Genomic DNA, 3087 nt, shown 5'->3' on the forward strand with positions numbered 1-3087 from the left:
GGCGTGTCCTACGGCTATTCGGGCGCCAACACGGACAACCCGCTGACGATCGCTCTTGAGGAGGGCCATAAGGTGAGGCCGGGACAGGCTTTCACCGCGCGGTTCGATCCGGGCCGGGCGCTGCTGTTCGACCCGGCCAGCGAACGGCGCCTTCGCTGAACGCCGTCTTTCGGCCCCGCTCAGGCGGCGTTGGAGGCCGGCTCGCCGACAAGGTGACGATAGAGCGCCTTGGGCTCGGCGGTGGCGCGCAGAAGGGAGACGCGCGCCGGATCGCGCATCAGCCGGGCGATCCGCGACAGCGCCTTGAGGTGATCTGCGCCGGCATTCTCGGGCGCCAGCAACAGAAACACCAGATCGACGGGCTGATCGTCGAGCGCGTCGAAATCGATCGGCTCGGGCAGGCGGGCGAAGACGCCCACGATCCGTTCGAAGCCGGGCAGCTTGGCGTGGGGAATGGCGATGCCGCTGCCGACGCCCGTCGAGCCGAGCTTTTCGCGCTGAAGCACCGTGTCGAACACTGCGCGCGCCGGCAGCCCGGTCAGTTCGGCGGCGTGCTCGGCAAGCGTCTGCAGCATCTGTTTCTTCGAATTGGCGCGCAGATCGCCGATCACGGCGTTTTCCGCGAGAATATCGCCAAGATCCATCGTCATTCCCTCTCGGGTCGGCGGCCGGACCGGACCGCGATCACAAACAGGACGCAGGGGCCCGCTGCGGCGGCGCGCGCTATCTCAACGTACCCGGGTCTATCCAGCCGATATGTCCATCGGGGCGGCGGTAGACAAGGTTGACGTCGCCGCTCCCAGCATTGCGGAACACATAGACCGGCGTGTCCTGAAGGTCCAGTTGCAAAACCGCCGACGAGACCGGCAGGGTGGACAGGCTCATCTTGGTCTCCGCGATCACGAGCGGCGCGTAGTCCTCGGGAAGGTCTTCCTCGTCATCGTCGGGAAGCGCTTCGAGCACGCGATAGGCATATTCCTCGACCCGCGTCGCCGCGCCGTCGGCATGGTGCGATTTCAACCTTCTCTTGTAGCGGCGCAGACGCTTTTCGATCCGCTCGGCGGCAATGTCGAAGGAGGCCTGGGGGTCCTGGGCCTCGCCGGTGGCCTGAAGGACAGTGCCCGAATCGAGGTGCAGCATGCAGTCGGTGGTAAAGCGCGATCGCGCCTTTTCGACGGTGACATGGCCGGAGGCGCGGCCGCCGAAATACTTGCCGATCGCCTCGTCGATGCGATCTTCGATCCGGGTCCGGAACGCATCGCCGATCTCCATGTGCTTTCCCGATACGCGCAGGCTCATGGTGCCACCTCTCTTCAATGTTGCCCGATCTTCTTGTCATGCCGGCGCGCCGCCAGGGGGCGATTGGCGCGCCGCCGATGCAGATTGGGGCAATCGGCCGGCGATGTGAAGGGCCGTCCGGCGCCCCGCTCAGAGGCGGGCAAGCGCCCGCGCGCGCTTTTCGCGCCGCCGTTGCACCGACGAGGCGATGTTAAGCGATTGGCGGTACTTGGCGACGGTGCGCCGGGCGATGTCGACGCCTTCGCCGCGCAGCAGCCCGACGAGTGCGTCGTCCGACAGGATCTTGTCGGCCGGCTCGGCGTCGATCAGGTCGCGGATGCGCTGGCGCACGCTTTCGGCCGCATGGTCGGCGCCCGCTTCACCGGTGCCGCCGATGGCGCCGGTGAAGAAGAAGCGCAGCTCGAACAGGCCGCGCGGGGTGAGGATGAACTTGTTGGCGACGACGCGGCTGACCGTCGATTCGTGCATGGCGATCTCCTCGGCGACCGCCTTCATGGTCAAGGGCCTGAGCCCGCCGACGCCCGAGACGAGAAACGCGTCCTGCTGCCGGACGATCTCGGCCGCCACCTTCAGGATCGTATTGGCGCGCTGATCGAGGCTGCGTTCGAGCCAGTGCGCATCGTGCAGGCACTGGGTCATGAACGCCTTCTCCTGGCCGTCGAGCGCGCCCGCCGTGACCGTGGCGTAATAGTCCCGATCGACGAGCACGCGCGGCAGGGCATCGGCGTTGAGCGCGACCCGCCAGGCGCCGTCGGCGCCCGCGCGCACCTCGACATCGTGCATGACCACCTCGACCGGCGTCGTGTCGCAGGCCAGCCCCGGCCGCGGATCGAGCGTCCTGATCTCGGCCAGCATGTCGATCAGGTCCGCCTGATCGACCCCACACAGGCGCGACAGGGCGCGGAAGTCGCGGCGCGCCAGCAGATCGAGATTGTCGAGCAGGACCCGCATCGCCGGATCGAGCCGGTCGCGCCGCGCGCACTGAAGGGCAAGGCATTCGGGCAGATCGCGTGCGAACAGGCCCGGCGGATCGAGCGATTGCAACTCGGCGAGCACACGGCGCACTCGGTCGCCGGACACGCCGAGACCTTCGGCCAGCCGATCCAGATCGACGTCGAGATAGCCGCGCTCGTCGAGACGGTCGGCCAGTTCGCCGGCGATGGCGCGGTCGGCGGGCGCGCGAAAGGCAAGCGCCACCTGGGTCAGGACATGTTCGCGCAGGGTCGGCGCGCGGGCGGCAAGCTCCTCGACCGGCCAGCCGCCCTCGGGCGCCCCCATAAAGGGCAGGCCGGAGCCCGATCCGCCGCGCGCGGGCGCGCCGCCTTCCATTCGGCCCGGATCGTCCGGAAAGACGTTTTCGAGCGAGGTATCGAGCCTTTCGGCCATCGCCTCGGCGGTTTGCGGCAACCCCCGCGCGGTCTCCGCGGCGCCGTCGCCGGGCGCATCCATCTCGCGCGCCGATGTCTCGCCGGCACGCTCAAGCAGCGGATTGCGCTCGATCTGGTCTTCTATGAACCGCTCCAGTTCGACACGGGAGAATTGCAGCAGCCGGATCGATTGCAGCAATTGCGGCGTGATCGCCATGGCCTGCGACTGTCTCAGATTGAGGCGGGCCGTCAGCGCCATGAAGATTTCATCCCACACATGCATCGGCCCGTCTGGCCCAACTCTTGCATACCCATTAAAGCCGGTTTCGTGCGGGAAGGCCAGATGGGGCCTGGTGTCCCGAATCCGAAGTTCGCTTCGTTACGCAGCATGCTCCGTACGAACTTCAGATTCGATCAGGAC

Annotated in this window: 3 protein-coding genes; all 3 read right to left on the reverse strand. The window is 67.3% G+C overall.

Annotated elements, in window-relative coordinates; translation table 11 throughout:
* Nucleotides 1–179: 179 nt before the first annotated feature.
* Nucleotides 180–644 carry a PTS IIA-like nitrogen regulatory protein PtsN gene (gene ptsN, locus AC5E6L_RS14825; protein ID WP_491774330.1) on the reverse strand — a complete coding sequence of 155 codons (465 nt, stop codon included), beginning with the start codon at nucleotides 642–644 and terminating at the stop codon, nucleotides 180–182.
* 79 nt (nucleotides 645–723) lie between these two features.
* Complete coding sequence (hpf, locus tag AC5E6L_RS14830) at nucleotides 724–1299, reverse strand: ribosome hibernation-promoting factor, HPF/YfiA family (protein ID WP_491774332.1); 576 nt, start codon at nucleotides 1297–1299, stop codon at nucleotides 724–726.
* A 129-nt stretch (nucleotides 1300–1428) separates the two neighbouring features.
* Nucleotides 1429–2925 carry an RNA polymerase factor sigma-54 gene (gene rpoN, locus AC5E6L_RS14835; protein WP_491230812.1) on the reverse strand — a complete coding sequence of 499 codons (1497 nt, stop codon included), beginning with the start codon at nucleotides 2923–2925 and terminating at the stop codon, nucleotides 1429–1431.
* Nucleotides 2926–3087 lie beyond the last annotated feature (162 nt).

It is taken from the genome of Roseitalea sp. (assembly GCF_984466335.1).